Annotated in this window: 14 protein-coding genes; 7 read left to right on the forward strand and 7 right to left on the reverse strand. The window is 46.6% G+C overall.

The features are described 5' to 3' along the window. Nucleotides 1-193 precede the first annotated feature (193 nt). The gene (locus KW844_RS28650) at nt 194-1,417 is read right to left on the reverse strand and encodes an FtsX-like permease family protein (RefSeq protein WP_218380204.1); all 1,224 of its coding nucleotides are present in this window, start codon (nt 1,415-1,417) and stop codon (nt 194-196) included. A 39-nt stretch (nt 1,418-1,456) separates the two neighbouring features. Continuing rightward, nucleotides 1,457-1,855 carry a 30S ribosome-binding factor RbfA gene (rbfA, locus tag KW844_RS28655; protein WP_218380205.1) on the reverse strand — a complete coding sequence of 133 codons (399 nt, stop codon included), beginning with the start codon at nt 1,853-1,855 and terminating at the stop codon, nt 1,457-1,459. Between the two features lie 91 nt (nt 1,856-1,946). Between rbfA and KW844_RS28660 the strand changes: the two genes are divergently transcribed. Together KW844_RS28660 and KW844_RS28665 are read left to right on the forward strand one after the other, a co-directional pair. Next, nucleotides 1,947-3,779 carry an ABC transporter ATP-binding protein gene (locus tag KW844_RS28660; RefSeq protein ID WP_218380206.1) on the forward strand — a complete coding sequence of 611 codons (1,833 nt, stop codon included), beginning with the start codon at nt 1,947-1,949 and terminating at the stop codon, nt 3,777-3,779. Between the two features lie 171 nt (nt 3,780-3,950). Further along, entirely contained in the window at nt 3,951-5,477 is a 1,527-nt protein-coding gene (locus KW844_RS28665; RefSeq protein WP_218380207.1) for a glycosyltransferase, read from the forward strand. 90 nt (nt 5,478-5,567) lie between these two features. Here the strand turns inward: KW844_RS28665 and KW844_RS29530 are convergent, their stop codons facing one another. Next, entirely contained in the window at nt 5,568-6,110 is a 543-nt protein-coding gene (locus KW844_RS29530) for a TraR/DksA family transcriptional regulator (protein ID WP_370626522.1), read from the reverse strand. Between KW844_RS29530 and KW844_RS29250 the strand changes: the two genes are divergently transcribed. After that, complete coding sequence (locus KW844_RS29250) at nt 6,073-6,600, forward strand: hypothetical protein (protein ID WP_255578684.1); 528 nt, start codon at nt 6,073-6,075, stop codon at nt 6,598-6,600. The genes KW844_RS29530 and KW844_RS29250 overlap by 38 nt on opposite strands. Here KW844_RS29250 and ileS read toward each other — a convergent pair. Beyond that, entirely contained in the window at nt 6,597-9,923 is a 3,327-nt protein-coding gene (ileS, locus tag KW844_RS28675; protein ID WP_218380209.1) for an isoleucine--tRNA ligase, read from the reverse strand. The two genes, KW844_RS29250 and ileS, sit on opposite strands and share 4 nt — an antisense overlap. A 252-nt stretch (nt 9,924-10,175) precedes the next feature. Between ileS and KW844_RS28680 the strand changes: the two genes are divergently transcribed. Continuing rightward, nucleotides 10,176-10,640, forward strand: coding sequence for a PepSY-like domain-containing protein (locus tag KW844_RS28680; protein WP_218380210.1), 465 nt, complete (start codon nt 10,176-10,178; stop codon nt 10,638-10,640). A 576-nt stretch (nt 10,641-11,216) separates the two neighbouring features. Here KW844_RS28680 and KW844_RS28685 read toward each other — a convergent pair. Further along, a complete protein-coding gene (locus KW844_RS28685; RefSeq protein ID WP_218380211.1) occupies nt 11,217-12,140 on the reverse strand; it encodes an AraC family transcriptional regulator in 924 nt (307 codons plus the stop codon). 163 nt (nt 12,141-12,303) lie between these two features. Between KW844_RS28685 and KW844_RS28690 the strand changes: the two genes are divergently transcribed. Together KW844_RS28690 and gyrB are read left to right on the forward strand one after the other, a co-directional pair. After that, on the forward strand, nt 12,304-13,980 hold the full coding sequence (locus KW844_RS28690; RefSeq protein ID WP_218380212.1) for a hypothetical protein: 1,677 nt from the start codon (nt 12,304-12,306) through the stop codon (nt 13,978-13,980). Between the two features lie 122 nt (nt 13,981-14,102). Continuing rightward, a complete protein-coding gene (gene gyrB, locus KW844_RS28695; RefSeq protein WP_218380213.1) occupies nt 14,103-16,082 on the forward strand; it encodes a DNA topoisomerase (ATP-hydrolyzing) subunit B in 1,980 nt (659 codons plus the stop codon). 168 nt (nt 16,083-16,250) lie between these two features. Here gyrB and KW844_RS28700 read toward each other — a convergent pair whose 3' ends face one another. Together KW844_RS28700 and KW844_RS28705 are read right to left on the reverse strand one after the other, a co-directional pair. Next, nucleotides 16,251-17,471 (reverse strand): lipopolysaccharide assembly protein LapB, encoded by a 1,221-nt coding sequence (locus KW844_RS28700; RefSeq protein ID WP_218380214.1) that lies wholly within the window; start codon nt 17,469-17,471, stop codon nt 16,251-16,253. A 3-nt stretch (nt 17,472-17,474) separates the two neighbouring features. After that, nucleotides 17,475-18,851: an AAA family ATPase gene (locus tag KW844_RS28705; RefSeq protein WP_370626523.1), complete on the reverse strand. Its 1,377-nt coding sequence runs from the start codon at nt 18,849-18,851 to the stop codon at nt 17,475-17,477. 378 nt (nt 18,852-19,229) lie between these two features. Between KW844_RS28705 and KW844_RS28710 the strand changes: the two genes are divergently transcribed. Beyond that, nucleotides 19,230-19,694: a hypothetical protein gene (locus KW844_RS28710; protein WP_218380215.1), complete on the forward strand. Its 465-nt coding sequence runs from the start codon at nt 19,230-19,232 to the stop codon at nt 19,692-19,694. The last annotated feature ends 220 nt before the right edge of the window (nt 19,695-19,914 follow it).

The following is a 19,914-nucleotide window of genomic DNA, read 5'->3' on the forward strand; positions in this document are numbered from 1 at the left end:
AAGGCGCATGGCTATGGAAGTCAGGGATCTGGCAATTGCTCAAATCGTTGTCTTATGTGGCGGAAATCCTGATATTTACTTCAAAACATAAAGAAATGGTCGGAATTTCTTCCGACCATGACTAGCCACCGGCCTCCTTTTTACGTTTATAGCTGCTCCCGCAGCAATATCTTAAACAAGTTAAAAAATCTTATCAGGTAGCCTTTAAAGCCATCAGCTCCCGGGAGGCACGCCTCGCCGGTATCCAGCTCGCCGCCGTTCCTATTACGAGAATAGTAATCAACACCAGCACAAAATCTCCCCAATACATAATTACCGGGTACGCATCTACGAGAAACGACTGACCATCCAGTTTAATCAGCCCGAAACGCTGCTGCAATAAGCAGAAAGCCACGCCCAGCGCACAACCTAAACCACCGCCTATCCCCGCAATAATCAACCCCTCCGCCAGAAAAATCCGCATGATCAGCGAATTCCTTGCGCCCATCGCCTTGAGAATAGTAATATCCTTCTGCTTTTCAATGACCAGCATATACAGCGAACCCACCATGTTGAAGGCCGCTATCACCAGGATAAAACTCAGGATCACATACACCACCCACTTCTCCGTTTCCATGATGGCATACAGCGACTGATTCTGCTCAAAGCGGGTCTGCACCTTATAATCAGGTCCCAGCACCGCCACAATCCGCTTTTTGAGCTGATCCTCGCTCAAACCGGGAACTGCTGCCACTTCCAGGGCCGACATCTCATCAGGCCCCATCTCCAGCAGCTTCCTTAAAAAGTTGATATGGGTAATGACGTACTTGCTGTTAAACTCCTGTTGTATCGCAAAAGTCCCCCTGGGATATACCACCCCGCTGTTTAACGCCTCCTCCGGAATAGTAAAGGAAGTAGCACTGCGCCGGGGTACATATACGGTAATAGGGGTCAGACTATGCTTTACATCTACTCCCAGCGCACCTTCCAGCTCCAGCCCTAAAACAGCGCCGTAGCCGTCCTCATCGCCGGTGTTAAAGTCTCCCCTTACAATCTTACCTTTTAATTCAGCTACCCTGGTATAGTTACTGTCTACCCCTTTCAGGACGGCAATCGTAGGCTCATCCCCGTAACGGAGCACCGCCTTCTCCTCAATAACAGCCGTATAGGCCGCTACACCCGGCACCTCAGCAATATGCCTTAGCTGCACAGCATTCAGCCGGATCGTTTTGCCACTCACCGGCGCGACCTTAACAGAAGGGTAAAAAGAAGAATAAAGTGATTTTACAAGGCCTTCAAATCCGTTGAATACACTCAGGATTACAATCAACGCTCCGGCACCCACCGCAATCGCTCCCACACTCACCCAGGCGATGATGTTAATGGCATTGGTCGATTTCTTGGCCCAGAAATATCGGGATGCAAATTGCCAGATCATATGGATAAGCTAAAAGCCCCGCCAGTAGCGGGACTTTTATTATTTTGTGTCTTTATTGATATCAGTATTTCCTTTGATATTGGAGTCATCTTCCTTGATTTTCTTGAATAACTCCTCCATTTTAAACACGTAGTCCAGGGTTTCATCCAGAAAGAATGTCAGTTCCGGCACCCGGCGCAGCTGCTTGCCAACCCGCTGTCCCAGCGCTTTCTTGATTTCTCCCATACGCTCGTTGATACGGCCCAGCATACCATCCTGATCTTTGATCTGGAACATACTCAGGTATACCTTCGCCTCCAGCAGGTCCGGCGTCATCTTCACGGCAGCAATGGAAATCATTCCTCCTTCCAGTACGTTGAAACCCATACGCTGGAATATATCACTTAATTCTTCCTGAATTAACTGTCCAATTTGTTTTTGCCTCTTAGTTTCCTGCATGTCGTTCAGTTTTTTCGTTAATAAATACGGGCATCGGTGCGAAATTAACCTATTTTTGCCTGTTCTTACAATCAAGACTAAAGAAACAGGAATGAAGACTTTCAAGCGATTATTGGGATATGCGACACCGCTGCATCATTACCTGCCTGAATACCTGATTTATACCATCATAGGTATCATATTCGGACTGGTGAATTTTACGGCATTAATACCCCTGTTCGACCTGCTGTTTAACCAGATGAGTTCAGAAAAGGCGGCACAGAACCTCGTAAAACCGGAGTTCAGTCTTACTATCGACTATTTTACTACTTTATTTAAATACCATCTCAGCGCCCTCTTTGTACAGGACAAAATGCGGGCCCTTGTATTTGTGGGTCTCTTTATTGCCTCCTGTACGATTATCGCCAATGCCGGCAGGTACATGAGCGCCCGTGTGATCACCCGCCTGCGCATGACCATGCTGCAAAGGGTGCGTAACGATCTCTATAAAAAACTGACAGAGCAATCACTGTCGTTCTACCATAACCGAAAGAAAGGGGATTTACTCACCGTAATGTCCAATGATGTACAGGAGATAGAATCCAATGTGGTAAACGCTATCCAGATATTCCTACGCGATCCGTTTATCATCATTTTCACGTTCGCTACCCTGTTTTATATTTCATTCAAGCTCACCTTATTCACGTTGTTTTACTTCCCGATTTCGGGACTGGTAATCTCCTATATCAGTAAGCAACTCAAGAAGAAGGGCCACTGGAGCATGTCCTGGCTGTCCAAAACGATCAGTATTTTCGAAGAGAGCATCAGTGGTATCCGTATCATCCAGTCTTTTGGCGCTTCCCGCTACATGCAGGAAAAATTCGGAAACGTCAATCATCAATTCATCAGAACCAGCCGCAGCATGTATAACCAGCGTGAAATGGCATCTCCAATATCTGAAATCATGGGCGTTTCTGTTATCCTGATATTGATCATTTACGGTGGCAGTTTGGTAATTGGAGAGAATCCAACCCTGACTGGTTCTGTATTTATCACGTACCTGATCCTGTACTCACAGATTCTGCAACCGGCAAAGAATATATCTACCTCTATCACTAACATTCAGAAAGGCCTTGTATCCAGTGAGCGCATTTTTGATGTACTGGATACGCCGGTAGCTATACAGGAAAAGCCCAACGCTTTACCGGTAAAGGCTTTCGAGAAGTCTATCGCGTATAAGAATGTTACTTTTGCATACGAGCAAAATCCGGTACTGAAAAACGTAAACCTGACGATAGATAAGGGACAAATTATTGCACTGGTAGGAAGAAGCGGTGCAGGCAAATCCACCATGGCAGATATTCTTCCAAGGTTCTATGATGTGCAGGAAGGTACGGTAACTATTGATGGTACAGATGTGAGGGATTTAAAACTTGATGACCTCCGCGGACTCATGGGTGTAGTATCTCAACAAGCCATTCTCTTTAATGATACCGTGTTTAACAACATTGCCTTTGGTCATCCGGATGCTAATCTGGAAGATGTTATCCGCGCTGCGAAAATTGCCAATGCACATGAATTTATCGAGCGACTGGAAAACGGCTATGAAACATCCATCGGTGATGGTGGCATGAAACTCAGTGGTGGTCAGCGTCAGCGCCTCACCATTGCACGTGCTGTATTCAAAAATCCACCGATCATGATCCTGGATGAAGCAACATCCGCATTGGATACCGAGTCAGAAAAACTGGTACAGGAAGCCCTGGATAAATTGATGGAGAGTCGCACTACAGTTGTAATTGCGCACCGGCTCAGCACCATCCAGCATGCCAGTGAAATCATAGTAATGGAGCAGGGGGAAATTGTGGAACGTGGCAACCACCAGGAGCTGTTAGCGAAAGGGGGTATATATAAACGCCTGGTAGAGATGCAGGAGTTCAAGTAACAATAATATAACGTCGTAGAATACACGATTGACGGCACCTTTGCAAGGGTGCCGTCTTTTTTTTGGGCCGCAGTAGCGGGTTTTGTGGTATCGTTTTTGTTATAAGGCTTGCTGATAATGCCAACCAGCTCTTTGCAGAATTTTTTTTTAACCTTTAACATAGCGAACCCTATGATATCAGTCGTAATTCCTGTATTAAACGAAGGCGCAACCATTCGCCAGGTTATAAAAACGATAAAGAAGACATCCCGACAGATTGAAATTATTGTGGTAGATGATAACTCAACAGATACCACAGTAGCTGAAGCGATGAAGGAAGACGTGCGTGTCATTACCAGTAGCCAGCGCGGCAAAGGTATTTCCATGAGGGAAGGAATGATGGCAGCAAAAGGAGATATAATTGCCTATGTAGATGGTGATATTCTTACTTACCCCGACAATATTATTGACTTATTAACCATTCCTATTGAAAATGACGAAGCTGATTTCGTTAAATCCTACTTTGAAAGGCAGGCGGGCAGGGTCACACAACTGGTGGCCAAGCCGCTGCTGAGTATCCTGTATCCGGAGCTCGCGCATTTTCAGCAGCCTCTCAGCGGCATGATTGCAGCCAGAAAAAACCTGCTTACCACTGTACATTTTGAAAATGATTATGGTGTTGATATTGGGTTATTGATAGATGTACACCTGCAAGGTGCACGGATCGCGGAAGCGAACATTGGCCGCATTGAAAACGCCATGCAAACGTGGGAACAGCTGAGTAAGATGTCGCGGGAGGTTTCCCGCACCATCCTGCGCAAGGCGGAAAACATTCCGTCTGAAAACCTGGAAACCCTCGGTAATATCAATGTTATCCGGGAGCAGATGGAGTATTCCATTCTGGAGTCCATTGAAAAAATGGAGAAGATGGTCATCTTCAACCTGGATCACGCCGTATTTACGCAGGATTACCTGCAATGGGCCGCTATCGCGTTTGATGAGGAACAGCGTTTTCTCGCTATACAGGCAGCGGAGTTGTCGCCGATAGAAAGATTAAGAAAGATCACTGCTTTATTTGAAGGCCGTAACCTGGCTGAATTACTGGAGGTAGCGGATGCGATTCCTATAATACCAGGTATAGAAGGGGTAGTCCGTGAGCTGAAGCGCAGGGGATATGTGTGCGGATTGGTAACGGAGAGTTATGGCTGTGTGGCGCGGCATATCAAGAACAAGCTGGGAATGGACTTCGTATTTGCCAACAAGATTCAGCTGATCAACAGTGTTGCCACGGGGGAATTCACGCCAGGCAGTCAATTTATGCAGCTGGGGGTGTATAGCAAACAGCATTTGCTGGCGCACATTTCCAAGGAATATGGGATTGCCACGCAAAATATTATCTATGTGGGAGATGGTAAGCATGACGAACAGTTGCTGGTAAATGCGGGGATAGGTGTTGCATTTTGTCCACAATATCAACGTTCCGCTGTAGAAAAGATTGCTGACAAGATCATCACCGGGCTATCGTTGCAACCATTGCTGGAGATTGTTCCGGATGTAGCGTCTGTTAAAAAAGGTATAAAAATTCCTCCAATTAAAATAGACAAGCGTCAGGCGACGAGGATTGGTATTGGTAGTTTGGTAGGCCTTGGTGCGGCAGGGTTGCTATATTTAGCGCTTCGGTCCAGTAATAAGGAGAAAAAGGCGAAGGAAGCCTGTTAACACTGAAACGGTAAAGCAGTACATAAAAAACAATGCGCCCTCTCAAGTAAATGAGAGGGCGCTTTATTTTTACGCTTGTGCGTGTAAAGCTTATTTGCTTTTAGCCAGTTTGGCTTCGATGCTAAGGGTAGCGTGAGGTACTGCTTTCAAACGTGCCTTATCGATGAGTTTACCGGTTACGCGGCAAATACCGTAGGTTTTGTTTTCGATACGTACCAGGGCTTTTTCCAGGTGATCGATGAACTGAATCTGGCGGCTGGCCATCTGGTTCAGCTGTTCTCTTTCCTGAGAACCGCTGCCGTCTTCCATGCTCATATATTTGTTTTCAGTATCATCGGTACCGGCTTCATCCTTACGGGTGATCAGGCCTTGCAGGTAGATCAGTTCCTTTTTAGCTGCCTCTAATTTTTTGAGGATAAGGTCTTTGAATTCCTGCAGGTCAGCATCACTATACCTGAATACGGGTCCAACCGGAGCATCGGGTTGATCCAGTACGGATTTGGTAAATTCAGGTTGGTAAGCTACAGTTGCACCGGCTTTTGTACCTTTTTTCTCGGTTTTTTCAGTCTTTTCGGGTTTTGCGGATTTTTCCGCCTTGACTGATTTTTCAGCTTTTACAACTGGTTTCTCCACTGCTTTTTTTGCGGATTCTTTCTCCTTAGCAACTTGTTCTGCTTTCTTTACTGCCATCGTTTTAAGTTCTTTTTCTTCTGACTTAGAAATTAATGGTTTCTGTTTTTCAGCGGAAACGCTTTTGGTCACCACTAGCTGCTTTGCAGCAGGTTCTTTTTTTACGGTCGATTTTGCAGGTACAGCAACTTTTGCTTTAACGGACGGTGTTTTGCTTTGGAGGGCAGTAGCCTTCTTAGCAACAGGCTTGGCGGCCGCCGGAGCGGCCTTTTTTACGGAAGATTTCGCTACCACGGCTTTAGAAGCAGCTGGCTTTACAACTTTGGTCGCGGCCGGTTTCGCAGCCGCTTTTTTAGGAGCGGGTGTCGTTTTTTTGGCCGGAGCTGGTGCAGCTTTCTTTGCTGGTGATGCCTTCTTTTTGACGTCCTTCGCCGAAGCTGCCTTTTGGGTCGATTTGCTAGCAACCTTCTTTTTTGTTGCCATGGGGGATTAGCTTTTTTTGTTAACTAATACATTGAATTTAAGGTCGTTCACCTCTACTTCTGTACCTTCTTGTAGTGCTGCTACTACATCCAAGCTATCTGCCAAAATTTCCGTGCAAATATAGTCATTATAGTTAATAATCGCTGATTTCAGGGAATCTACCGCAGCTACTTTAACATCAATTCTGTCAGTTAGTTCGAAACCGCTGTCTTTCCGTATCTTCTGGATACGATTCACCAGTTCCCTGGCGTTACCTTCATCCTGCAGCTGGGGAGTAATAGTAATATCAAGTGCAACGGTGAGTGCACCTTTATTGGCTACTGTCCATCCAGGAATATCTTCGGAAATGATCTCAACGTCAGAGAGTTGTATCTGCACCTGCTCGCCATCCACTGTCAAAGTATAATGACCGTCTCTTTCCAGGGCAGCGATGTCGGCATCGGTAAAGGCAGTGATTGCCGCGGCTACCGCTTTCATCCTGGCCCCCATTTTAGCACCGAGAGATTTGAAGTTAGGTTTAATCTTTTTCTTGATAAAACCTTCCGTTTCCGTAAGATAATCAATCCCTTTAACATTCACTTCACTTTTTATCAGGTCCGCCACTTTGGCGATTTGCTCCTGCATGTGAGCGTCTGCTATAGGAATCAGGATCTTTTGCAATGGCTGACGAACCTTGATATTCACTTTCTTACGTAAAGACAATACCAGGGAAGAAATATCCTGGGCCAGCTGCATCCTTTCTTCCAGGTCCGGATCGATCGCCTCCGATTGTACCTCCGGGAAGTTCGTATGATGGATAGAAGCCGCACTGCTGCGCCCGGTAACCTTGTTCAGGTTATTAAACATCCAGTCAGTAAAGAATGGAGATACCGGCGCCATCAGCTGAATCACTTTTTCCAGGCATTCGTATAGGGTCTGGTAGGCGCTGATCTTATCATGCTCATAATCACCTTTCCAGAATCTGCGACGGCATAAACGAACATACCAGTTACTAAGGTGCTCATCTACAAAGCGTTCGACTGCACGGCCTGCTTGCGTAGGCTCATAATCATCGAAGTAAGCAGTGGCATCTTTCACCAGTGAGTTCAATACAGAAATGATCCAACGATCAATTTCCGGACGTTCTTCCAGCGGTATATATGCTTCCTTGAAAGTGAAATTATCCAGGTTAGCATACATTGCAAAGAAGTTATACGTATTATAAAGTGTGCCAAATAATTTCCGCTGCGCTTCGCCTACGCCCTTCACATCGAACTTGAGACTGTCCCATGGAGAGGCGTTGGTGATGAGATACCAGCGCGTAGCGTCCGCTCCGTACTGCGCTATCGTTTCAAATGGGTTCACCACGTTACCGAGGCGTTTACTCATTTTCATACCGTTGGCATCCAGTACAAGACCGTTAGAGACCACTGTTTTATATGCTACGCTGTCAAACAGCATCACACCCAGGGCGTGCAATGTGTAGAACCATCCACGAGTCTGATCCACACCTTCAGCAATGAAATCCGCAGGGAACGCTTGACGTCCGTCAACCGCCTCTTTATTTTCAAAAGGATAATGCTGCTGTGCAAAAGGCATAGCGCCGGAGTCGAACCATACGTCCACCAGATCCGGTTCTCTACGCATAGGCTTGCCGGAATCGCTCACCAGGATAATATCATCCACATATGGCTTGTGCAGATCCAGGATCCCCTCGTGCAGGTAGGACTTATTCACATCTCCGCCCAGCACTTCGTTGGCTTTACGGATTTCTCCGTTCAGTTCTTCGATGCTGCCGATGCATTTTTCCTCAGTTCCATCTTCCGTACGCCAGATCGGCAGCGGCGTACCCCAGTAGCGGCTGCGGCTCAGGTTCCAGTCCACCATATTCTCCAGCCAGTTGCCGAAACGGCCGGTACCGGTGAAGGCAGGTTTCCAGTTGATAGTTTTATTCAGTTCTATCATCCGGTCCTTTACTGCAGTGGTTTTAATGAACCATGCATCCAGCGGATAGTACAGTACTGGTTTATCTGTACGCCAGCAATGAGGATAGGTATGTTCATACTTCTCTACTTTAAAGGCGCGGTTTTCCTTTTTCAGTTTTACGGCAATGTCCACATCTACATCCTTGTAGTTCGGATCATCTTTGTAATTTTTTACATATCTACCGGAGAATTCACCGACGTTGTCAGTAAACTTACCCTGTTTATCTACGAGGGTGAGGATGCCCAGGCCGTATTTTTTACCAACGCGGTTATCGTCCGCACCAAAAGCGGGTGCTGTATGTACGATACCGGTACCATCTTCGGTGGTTACGAAGTCGCCCACGATCACGCGGAAAGGATCTCCTTCCTCAGGTTGGGCAAATGGCAGCAGCTGTTCGTAGCGGATATTCTCCAGGTCCTTACCTTTAAAGCTGGTGAGGATCTGCCATGGAATAACTTTATCTCCTTCTTTATAGGCATCGAAATCAGCATTTTCCCCTTCAGCCTTGAAATATTTAGGCATCAGCACCTTTGCCATGATCACGTTGACAGGCAGGTGGGTGTACTGATTGAAGGTTTTTACCAATACATATTCAATGTTGCCACCTACGGTCAAACCGAGGTTGGAAGGTAAAGTCCATGGGGTAGTGGTCCAGGCGAGGAAGTAAACCTCATCGTTACCGGCTGCATCAAACAGGAACTGGGAATTAGCTGCCTGCTGCGCTTTAAACATGGCTACAACTGTGGTGTCCTTTACATCTTTATAGGTGCCTGGCATGTTCAGCTCAGCAGAGCTCAAACCGGTGCCGGCAGCCGGGGAGTAAGGCTGGATACTTACGCTCTTATATAAAAATCCTTTCTTATAGAGGGTTTGGAGTGCCCACCAGAGGGATTCGATATAGCTATTATCGAAGGTGATATAAGGATCTTTCAGGTCTACCCAATAACCCATCTTCTGGGTCAGTTCGTCCCATTTATCTTTATATTTTAATACTTCTTTACGACAGGTATCGTTGTATTCAGCGATGGAAATCTTTTTACCAATATCTTCTTTGGTAATGCCCAGCATTTTTTCCACGCCCAGTTCTACGGGCAAACCGTGGGTATCCCATCCGCCTTTACGTTTTACCTGGAAGCCTTGCATGGTTTTGTAGCGACAAACAAGATCTTTCAGGGTACGTGAAATCACGTGGTGAATACCAGGCAGGCCGTTGGCGCTTGGTGGGCCTTCATAAAATACAAACGGAGTAGCTCCATCACGAACTTCCACGCTTTTCTCAAAAGCCTGGTGCAGTTCCCATTGCTGGAGTATATCTTTCTCTATCTGAGGTAAATTCAGTTGGTTATATTCCTGATATTTGCTGGACATAAAACAATTCCCCGCCCTTTGATGTTATATGATACAATAATTGATTAAAATTGTGCGAAGTTAATAAAATAGCCCGGGACCGAAAGGCGTTAGTTTACATAAATTACCGGATTTCGAACTTTTTTTGTAGATATTTTAGTAATTTACAATAAAGTATAGTTATTTTACGTTTTTGGCATTGTTTTGGTATCCAAAAGGAAGAATTGAGAAACCTAGTAATTAATTTAACCCAACGCAAAACCATATCTTATTATGAAAAAGTTGACGTTAATTTTTTGCGCGGTCTTGGTCTCTTCCGGCATAACTTTTGCACAGCAAAAAAAATCAGTTAAGAAAACAAAAACTGTTGCACATAAGGTGGAAGCACCTGTAGCAGTAAAAAGCTCTTTTGAACAGAATTTTGCAGGTACAACTGACGCCAAATGGACAAAGACTAGTGCCGGATTTTGGAACGTTAGTTTCCTGAAAGAAAATATTAAAACTGTTGCGCAGTATAATGCAGAAGGAGGCTGGATAAGCACCAGAAGCGAATTCGACGCACAGTCATTACCGGAGTCAGTGTCAACAACACTAAAGACGAAATATCCGGAAGCAACTATCAAAGATGGTTGGAAAATAGAAAGGGCAGATGTTGCTGCCTACTATAAGGTTAATATTCAGGATAATGGTGCAGATAAGGCAGTGCTACTGAACGACGCAGGCACCATCACTGAATAACATTAAATTCGTATTTCATAGGTATAGGGATAAATAGGACAGACCCTGCTCTTTTGGGCGGGGTTTTTTCATTTTATGAATCAGGATCTTTTGCAATGGCTGACAAACCTTGATATTCACTTTGATATTTCAGGCGTTTGCAAAAAACAACATAACACAAACCTTTGCTGCTTACCTGCTTTGCTGCTTTGCGTGAAAAAAAGACCGCACTCCTGGTGCCGAAGGCACCTTACACCAAATAAGTCTTTGCTGGCTTATAAACATTGCGAGAAACAAAAAAAGTCGCCCTGCGGATGCAAGGCGACCTTATAATGTGGTCGAAAAATTTCTGGCAAATTTTTGCATTTAGTCAAATGGTGTTTGATATTGAATGCAAGTATTATTTATGGCTTTACTTTTTATCTGCCAGTAAAGTTTCTTCCATGGTCAAATCTGATAAGGAAGCTTTAGGAATTGCGGATCGATATCCGCTTATCGTGACACAAAGATGCAACGATATTTATTCTTCACTATATCGGATCGGGAAAAGTAATGATCAAATTGGGAAAATACTGCAAACCCTTATTGGGTAAGGGCTTAGCGAAGCAGTAATTCACAGGGTTTTAAACCGGTGTGCTTCTTAAAGGCAGTAGAAAAGTGAGAGATGCAGGAATAACCCATCAGCATCGCCACCTCAGATACCGACATTCCTTTCTCGTACAGGAGGCCCTTGGCCTTCTCCATACGTTCTTTCTGGAAGTAGTCGTAGATAGTGGTGCCATACATCGCTTTGAAACCTTTTTTCAGGTAACACTCATTCATAGCCACTCTGCGTGCCAGATCGCGGATAGTAACCGGGGAGTCCAGCTGTTCCAGCAGGATTGCTCTTGCTTTCTCAATCTTCTCACGGTCTTCCATCTGGGTCAGGAAGCGGCAGCCATAGCGCTCATCCGTATCATTCTGGATAAACTGGTCAGAGCTGAATAGCAACAGCTCCAGCGCTTTACTCTGCAGGAAAATGTTTTTCAACATCCCCTCATAGTTATGGTGCACCATAGTTTCCAATACTGACTTGGATTTGGTGCATGGCTGAATGGTTTTTACAAAAGGTTTGCGGGACTGCATTTCCAGGAAGGAAACCGTAGTACTGCCCTTTTGTAACGATTGTATAAATGATGGTTGAAATCTAACGGTGATCAGGTCCACTGAAGGGTCCTTTTCATTGCAATTGCCCTTTTTACCTTCCACACAAAGCTGATCGGTACAACCAGGGTTTTTACAATATTTGTTTCCTGCCACACAATAGCGCAGTTCAATGGCAGCAGCATGCCCGCGCTTGGCAGGCTGATACACCACCATCGCCACATCTTCTACCGGCAAAGCCGCTTCATAAGAGAAACGCTGCAGGCTGAAGTCCAGACAGTCAGGCACAGACACCTGGTCCTGCTCCACCAGCTGCAGCTGATCGCTCATGGCTGGCTGCGGAATGGCCAGTGCTAATATTTCCTGTACTTCTTTCATCGCGCTAGTGTGTTAAGATCGTCACAAATTTAGGCATTCAGAATTAATTCAAAATGGTTTTGACACGCAGGTTACAATTCATCGAAATTTTTCAATACTTCAATAGGTAGGTCTGCTATCCAGATACAACCATTTGGCGTAATTTTCGTTTACAGCTATATACATGGAAAGGAAATTTCATATTATCAAGGCATTGAAAGTGATCGGCATCGTACTCGGCGGGCTTATAGTCCTGGTGCTGGGTACAGCATGGTACCTGAACCACCATTGGAACAAATTAATCCGCAGAGAGCTGAAATCCTATGTACAGGACCTGTCCGACAGCCTGTACCGAATAGAATACAAAGATGTAAAGCTGGATGTATTGTCCGGCAGCGTCACCGTTGATAAAGCCAGCATGCTCCTGGACACTGCTGTGTACAAGCGAATGTTAGCAAACCAAACTGCCCCCTCCGAAATCTACCTCGTAAGTGTGGAAAAACTGGAACTAAAATATTTCAAACCCTGGCGTTATTTCCGCAATAACGAGATCAACGCCGGCCTGCTAAGAGTGACCGGGCCAAGCATTGTAATGGAGCAGGACGCAAACGTAGTGGATACCAGTAAACCTAAAACTGCGTACGAAAACATCTCCCCGAAATTAAAATCCATACTCATTGGTAAACTGATCCTGGACAGTACCAATTTCCGGTATAAATTTACCAAAAAGGACTCTTCCACGGTGATTCACCAGTTTAAGGACCTGAACGTGCGGGTAAACGATTTTCTGATCGACTCCCTCGCCCTGGATGATCCTACCCGGTTTCTGTATGCCCGCAATTATGAAATAGGGATGAAAGACTATGTGCATCGCACAAAAGACAGCCTGTACTACCTGAATGTAAAAGGCATCCGGTATGTAGCTGCCGACCAGGCACTGGAAATCAGGCAGGTAGAGCTCAATCCCCGTTATGAAAAAGAGGCATTCAACAGAAAATTGGGTTATCAGCAGGATTACTACCATGTAGTGCTGGAAGATGTCAGCCTTAAAAATCTTAACCCTAAGCGTTTATTGCAGGACCAGCAGATCTGGGCCCATAAGCTGATCATTAACGGCGGGAAACTGGAGGTATACCGCGACCGCCGGCTGCCGATGCCGCCGGGCGACAAGCTGGGGCAGTATCCTAACCAGATGCTGGCTAAACTCCGGGTGCCGGTAGCCATTGACACCCTGATAGGCAGGCGGTTCAGTATTCATTATATGGAAACCAGCCCCGAATCAGACCGGACTGGCACCCTGCGATTCAGTAACGTCAACGGGCATTTCCGCAATCTTACCAATATTGATTCCCTGGTAAAGAAAAACGACCACCTTACCGCCAGACTCGACGCCATACTCATGGGCAGCGGCAAGTTAACCGCACATTTCGACTTTATACTGGGTAGTAAAAATGGTAATTTCAATGTATCCGGCGAATTGAAAGACCTGAATGGGCGGGAGCTTAACCCCGTTACCAAGCCCCTGGGCAAGGTGGAGATCAGAAGCTGCAATATTCATGAACTGTCCTTCCGTATCCGCGGCGATGAACGCAAGGCCGCCGGCGAAGTCAAACTACTGTACGACCACCTGAAAATCGCCATTCTGAAGCAGAACAAGGAAAGTAAAGAGTTTGAGCGGAAAGGGCTGATCAGCCTTCTGGCCAACCTGATGGTGGTGCGCGACAGCAACCCCTTACCTGGCGAGAAAACCAGGGTTACCCACCCCGCGCTTCAAAGGGATATCCACAAGTCGTTTTTTAACCTGGTGTGGAAAACTATTTTCCAGGGCATAAAAGAGACGGTGGGGGCCGACAAAATATAGCGGTAAAATCATACATCCATCCCACTTAAAAACAGTACTTTTTTTATTGAAATCAGGCTTATTTTTCGTATTTTTGCATGATTGTCGACTGTTTTTATTTCTAATAGATTTTACACCAACATATGAGCGAAGAATTAGTGCAAGCAACCAGCCCCAGCAACGGCTATGATGCAGGCAGCATCCAGGTACTGGAAGGTCTGGAAGCCGTGCGCAAGCGCCCGGCCATGTACATTGGCGATATCGGAGTCAAAGGTTTACATCACCTGGTATATGAGGTGGTGGATAACTCCATTGATGAGGCCCTCGCCGGATATTGCAAAAACATTGATGTAACTATCTGTGAAGATAATTCCATCCGTGTAGTGGATGACGGACGTGGTATTCCTACCGGTATTATCCCTAAGGAAGGACGTTCGGCACTGGAAGTTGTAATGACTGTATTACACGCCGGTGGTAAGTTCGACAAAAACACCTATAAGGTATCCGGTGGTTTGCACGGGGTGGGTGTGAGCTGCGTAAACGCATTGAGCTCCGTCCAGCATGTGACCGTACGCCGGGAAGGTAAAATATTTGAACAGGAGTACCACCGCGGTATTCCGCAGTATGCCGTACGTGAAATCGGTGTTTCCGATGCCACAGGCACCACTGTACACTTCAAGCCGGACCACGAAATCTTCAAGGAAACTACCTACAACAGGGAAATCCTGGCAGGTCGTTTACGTGAATTGTCCTACCTGAACAAACAAATCCGCATCAACCTCACGGATGACCGCGAAAAAGATGAACACGGCCAGCCTTTCAAGGAAACTTTCTACAGTGAAGGCGGTATCGTGGAGTTTGTACAGATGGTGGATAAGAATGGCCGCAGAAACAGCCTGCTGCCTGCGCCTATCTTCATTGAAGCATACGATAAAGATTCTAACGTAACCGTGGAAGTGGCACTGATGTACAACGATTCATTCAGTGAAAGCATCTTCTCTTACGTAAACAATATCAATACAATTGAAGGTGGTACCCACGTTTCAGGGTTCCGCCGTGCTATCACCCGCGTGTTTAAGTCCTACGGCGACAAGAACAAGCTGTTCGAGAAATCGAAGGTAGAGGTAACCGGTGATGACTTCCGTGAAGGCTTGAGCGCTATCATCAGCGTAAAAGTACCGGAACCCCAGTTCGAAGGTCAGACCAAAACCAAACTCGGTAACTCCGATGTAATGGGTGTGGTTGACAGCTCTGTGGCCACTGTACTGGATTCTTACCTGGAAGAGCACCCACGTGAAGCCAAACTGGTCATCAATAAAGTAGTACTGGCAGCACAGGCCCGCGAAGCAGCCCGTAAAGCACGCCAGCTGGTACAACGCAAGAGCGTAATGACCGGTAGCGGCCTGCCTGGTAAACTGGCAGATTGCTCCGACAACGATCCTGAAAAATGTGAACTGTACCTGGTGGAGGGTGACTCCGCAGGTGGTACGGCTAAACAAGGCCGTAACCGTTCCTTCCAGGCTATCCTGCCGCTCAGGGGTAAAATCCTGAACGTGGAAAAAGCCATGGAACACAAGATCTACGAAAACGAAGAGATCAAAAATATCTTCACGGCACTGGGTGTAACCATCGGTACCGAAGAAGATGATAAAGCACTGAACCTTGCAAAACTGCGCTACCACAAGCTCATCATCATGACGGATGCGGACGTGGATGGTAGCCACATTGCCACCCTGATCCTGACCTTCATATTCCGTTATATGAAAGCCATGGTAGAACAGGGCTATGTATACATTGCACAGCCACCGCTGTACCTGGTGAAAAAAGGTAAAGAGCAGGAATACTGCTGGACAGAAACGCAACGCAAAGCAGCCATCGCACGTATTGCGGGTAATGGCCGCGAAGACAGCGTGAACGTTCAGCGATATAAAGGTTTGGGTGAGATGAACGCAGAACAGCTGTGGGATACCACCATGAACCCGGATAACCGTACGCTGAAGCAAGTGACGATTGAAAGCGCCGCTGAAGCTGACCGCGTGTTTAGCATGCTGATGGGCGACGAGGTGCCTCCACGTCGTGAGTTCATCGAATCACATGCGAAGTATGCGAAAATCGATGCTTAATATTATTTAAAAGATATAGAAAAGCCGGTAGATGTGAAATCTACCGGCTTTTCTTTTTTAGGAGGATGCCACCTTCGGTGCCATCCGGTGAGGTTCCACGCTGCGCACGGAGCCTGAATAAGTATAATTGTAAATGCAGGCTGCATTACCAGCCGCTGATACAGTCGTTTAACTTTCCTTCGTTATTACATAGTTTGCCAGGAACTGGTAAGCAAATACCCCCAGCAGCATGATTGTCATAAAGGTATTGAACGGATCACCATCATACCAGGCTTCCGCCACACCGCAAACGCCGAGTGCTCCTATGGCAACTGTATATATAAGGAATATCTTTCGCCACTTAGGGCTATCGGGAGCGTAGAGACTCGATAGCGGCAACAGCAGCACACCGGCGGCAATAGCCAGGGCCAGGAGCGCTGCAGCAGAGGTAAGCCAGTAGCCACCGGCAGCAAGGAGTCCCACCAGCATAAAGATGCCCACCAGTGTGGAAACTTTTGTTTGTTCTGGTGTAAGCGCATACCTGCCATACGGATTGAGTCGCAGAAACAGGTTACTTACCGGACCTATCAGCCAGGTGGAGATGGCGGCCAGCGCCAGCACTACATATAATGGAAAGAATACGGTACTGGCTATACGGGAAAGTACAAAAATTCCGATGATCACGGCCCATTGTACCCCCGCTTTCTGCCGGCTCATAAAGAACGCATATTTCAGGAACATACGATAGAGCCAATAGCGTGCCTGCATGGCCTGCACCATCCCACTTTTAGCCCATTGCTGATTAGGGTCCAGCTTCAGGGATTCGCGGAAATGTTCCAGGGCCTGTTTATGATCACCCGCCTGTAACCATTTCCAGCCGATATTGGCGTGTGTATAAGCATTTTCAGGATTGTGCTCCAGTGCCTCATGCAAATTGGAAAAAGCCTCTTCCTTTTTGCCAAGGTTGAAGAGGGCGTTGGAGCGGAGGTTCAGGCAAGCTTCGTTTTCCGGATCGATGGCCAGGCCTTCTTCTGCCTTTGCCAGTGCGTCACTGTAATCTTTCTTAAACAGCAATATCTGGCTCCACAGGGCGAAGTAAGCCGCATCGTGGGGGTTGATAGCTACCGCCTCACTGATAGCGGTGATAGCTGCGTTATATTGATTTTTATGAAAGGCGATATTGGCGCGCAGGTAAAAGAACCGGTCATCTGCCGGGGCGAGACTCAGCGCGTTGCTAATGATATGTTCTGCCTCTTCTGTGTTTTTCAGATTGAGGTAGCACAATGCCAGCAGATACAGTCCGTCGATATCGTTGGCATAAGTGCTGAGATGCTGCCGCAGGGCGGTAACTGCATCTTTATAACGGCCTTGTTGCAGCAACAGGTGAGCACGTTGAATCAAAAAAGCCATAGTCTATTTCTTAATATCCAGGTATTTCAGCACCTCATCATACAGGCCTGCCTCATTGGAGTACAGGGCATAGTTGCGGGCGGTATTGAACCACTCGCGTGTGGTGGCGCGGTGTGATTTGGTTGCCTTGAGCAGGTCTTTTTGCGTGATAGGCTGTGGGATACCTTTTTGCAGGGCTTCCATCAGCTTATCTTCTATGGCCAGGTCCACGATTGCTTTCAGATCGGCGCCGGAGTAGCCGGGCGTTGCTTTTGCAATGGCGCGGTAATCGATACTGTCCACCGGTTTGTTGCGCAGCTGAATCTTCAGTATTTCCTCGCGGCCTTCCTGGTCAGGAGGGGCCACGAAGATGATTCTGTCGAACCGGCCAGGGCGGCGAAATGCAGGGTCCAGGCTCCATGGCGCATTGGTTGCACCTATAATCAGTAAATTTTCGTTGTTGGCGGCGATGCCGTCCATTTCAGACAGGAACTGATTGATGAGGTGACTGGCACCGCTGTTGCGCATGGAAGTGCGGTTGGCGCCGAGCGCATCTACCTCGTCGAAGAAGAGCACGCAGGGTTTGGATTCGCGGGCGAGTTCAAACAGACTGTGTAAGTTTTTTTCGCTGTTGCCAATCCACATATCGAGTACATCGTGGATACCCACGTTGATGAATTCTGCTTGTATTTGTCCGGCTGTAGCTCTGGCCAGGTAAGTTTTTCCACAACCCGGAGGGCCGTAGAGGAGGATACCACCACCGGCTTTTTTACCATAGGCTTTGTAGAGGTCCGGGAACTGGAGGGGCTTAATTATTTTCAGGTCTATTTCCTGTTTTTCGCGTTCCATTCCACCTACATCACTGAAGTTAATTTCTGGTTTTTCCAGGGTAAATATCTTCTCTATATCCTCTCCATCCTCGTCAGCAGCGGGATTATATTGTTGTTGAGGTGCTCTGAAATAGCCGTCCAGGGCTTCGTCGCGGAAGCCTGGATTTAATTGCAGCAGGTGTTGGTAGATGTCACGTGCGCTTTCCATGCTGTTTTCCTTTACAAGAATACGGCAATGGAGGAGGAGGGCATCGAAGTTATCCGGCTCCTGGTGCTCCAGTTGCTCCAGCACTACGATGGCTACTGAATATTTTTGCTGATGGTAAAAGGTACGGGCGAGCCCCAGCTGGGCAGCGATATTGTCATGCGATAATTCCAGCACCTTTCTGTATTGTTCCTCTGCCTGCTGGTACTGAAAATCCTGTAGCAGCACCTGGGCCAGGTGAAGGCGCAGGGGCACGTTCTCCGGTGAAAACTGTACGGCTTCCTGTAATTGTTTAATCACTTCCGATGACATAATGCGCTTGTTAAATGATGGCGTAAGATCGTAATAATAGGGATTTGCTGTCACAAAAATAATGTTAAATGTAGTCTGCTGGTTTTATTCAGGGAGATTCCAGGGTTCCAGCTGACCAGTTGCCCGGTTTTCCTGCGGTTCCGCGTATGGCCTGGGGCCCCGGCGTAAAACGACGGGCTGGTCCCTGGTGCCCTGGCATCTCCCGAAAACAAATATTCTTATGAAAAATTTATATAATTTATAAAAATCTGCATATATTGCGACTATATTTATCCCTATGCCACGAAGCTAACCGACAAACCTATGTCGATTTAAAAGATTGCCGGCCTACCGGATAATTAGTAGGCCAGCAGTTATCCATACCTATGAATTGACGCCACTTGAAGATGGCGGTTTCTCCGTGCATATTTTAACACTCATAAAATCTGCATTATGCGCTTTAAATTATGGTTTGCAGCCTTATTTGCTGCTGTAACTGCATTATCATCCTGCGAATCTAAAAAGGACACTACACCAGCCAGCACCTTCGTTTTCACACTGGACGGGCAAACATATCATTCCTCCCAAACCGATGCTTTCATGGAAGTGGACAGCACCACCGGCGAGAAATTATTTTCCATCAATGGGGTGACCAACAACCTCTCCCACCATATGGAACTGGTAATCGGATTCCCTGAAAACATTGTACAACCGGGCACCTACGAGGCATCAGTCACCATGGTTTTGTCTGACGTTCAGGCAAATAAAATTACTGCCTATGCAATGGGTAAAGGTTTGAAAGTGAATTTAACTAGCATCAATAGTAAACATGCCGAAGGAACATTCTCCGGCACTTTAACCAATGGTGAAATTGAAAAACCTTTAACGGACGGGACTTTTATAGTCAATATTAAGTAAATCATCGTTTTAAGATCTTCACCGGCCCTGCTTATTAAAGCGGGGCTTTTTTATTTCATCTAATGACACCTTCGGTGTCATTAGATGAAATGCGCGCTGATATTGTATTACCGCAACTCCGGGACTTTTTGTGGTAACTGGCTAATACAGTCCCACTCTTAACAATTCCTTAATGTTCCCTTAACATTCTGGTTGCTTTGGGATTTCACCTTTGCGGTGT

Source organism: Chitinophaga sp. sic0106, from assembly GCF_019219075.1.
Classification (GTDB): domain Bacteria; phylum Bacteroidota; class Bacteroidia; order Chitinophagales; family Chitinophagaceae; genus Chitinophaga.

What these genes read in the sequence shown, in the direction of transcription:
- KW844_RS28685 (WP_218380211.1), bottom strand. Translation starts at nt 12,140, where the DNA reads ATGAAAGAAGTACAGGAAATATTAGCACTGGCCATTCCGCAGCCAGCC.
- gyrB (WP_218380213.1), top strand. Translation starts at nt 14,103, where the DNA reads ATGAGCGAAGAATTAGTGCAAGCAACCAGCCCCAGCAACGGCTATGAT.
- KW844_RS28690 (WP_218380212.1), top strand. Translation starts at nt 12,304, where the DNA reads ATGGAAAGGAAATTTCATATTATCAAGGCATTGAAAGTGATCGGCATC.
- KW844_RS28700 (WP_218380214.1), bottom strand. Translation starts at nt 17,471, where the DNA reads ATGGCTTTTTTGATTCAACGTGCTCACCTGTTGCTGCAACAAGGCCGT.
- ileS (WP_218380209.1), bottom strand. Translation starts at nt 9,923, where the DNA reads ATGTCCAGCAAATATCAGGAATATAACCAACTGAATTTACCTCAGATA.
- KW844_RS28665 (WP_218380207.1), top strand. Translation starts at nt 3,951, where the DNA reads ATGATATCAGTCGTAATTCCTGTATTAAACGAAGGCGCAACCATTCGC.
- KW844_RS28660 (WP_218380206.1), top strand. Translation starts at nt 1,947, where the DNA reads ATGAAGACTTTCAAGCGATTATTGGGATATGCGACACCGCTGCATCAT.
- KW844_RS28710 (WP_218380215.1), top strand. Translation starts at nt 19,230, where the DNA reads ATGCGCTTTAAATTATGGTTTGCAGCCTTATTTGCTGCTGTAACTGCA.
- rbfA (WP_218380205.1), bottom strand. Translation starts at nt 1,855, where the DNA reads ATGCAGGAAACTAAGAGGCAAAAACAAATTGGACAGTTAATTCAGGAA.
- KW844_RS28680 (WP_218380210.1), top strand. Translation starts at nt 10,176, where the DNA reads ATGAAAAAGTTGACGTTAATTTTTTGCGCGGTCTTGGTCTCTTCCGGC.
- KW844_RS28650 (WP_218380204.1), bottom strand. Translation starts at nt 1,417, where the DNA reads ATGATCTGGCAATTTGCATCCCGATATTTCTGGGCCAAGAAATCGACC.